Source organism: Streptomyces sp. NRRL F-5630 (assembly GCF_000719475.1).
GTDB lineage: Bacteria > Actinomycetota > Actinomycetes > Streptomycetales > Streptomycetaceae > Streptomyces.
Map to the genome: position 1 here is coordinate 1 of NZ_JOGO01000218.1, position 320 is coordinate 320.

General features: G+C 67.2%; 1 protein-coding gene. It reads right to left on the reverse strand.

Features of this window, described 5'->3' with window-relative positions; translation table 11 throughout:
• The coding region (locus tag IF99_RS31485) for a hypothetical protein (RefSeq protein ID WP_037828391.1) at positions 1 to 320 on the reverse strand (320 nt) is incomplete at both ends.

A 320-nucleotide genomic window follows, 5' to 3' on the forward strand; every position in this document is an offset into this window, starting at 1 on the left:
ACGACCATCACCACTGGCCGCCCACACCGGCCGCCCCAACCGATTCGCGACCGCCCGCAAAAACTCCAGATTCCGCTCATTCGCCAGATACGGCACCACGAGCACAACCGGCATGTCCTTCGGCAGCTTCGCAAGCTCCGGGTCAGCCGCCAGCTCCGCCGCGAACTCCTCGGCGCCCACCGCACGCCCATCCGGGAAGCGCACACCACCCGGATCGTTCTCACCCCACACCGCATACGCCGCATCACCCCACGGCGCCTCCACATCCGCCCCCGCGACCTCCCTCAACGAAGAAGACCCCGACACCTCCTCGAAAACAC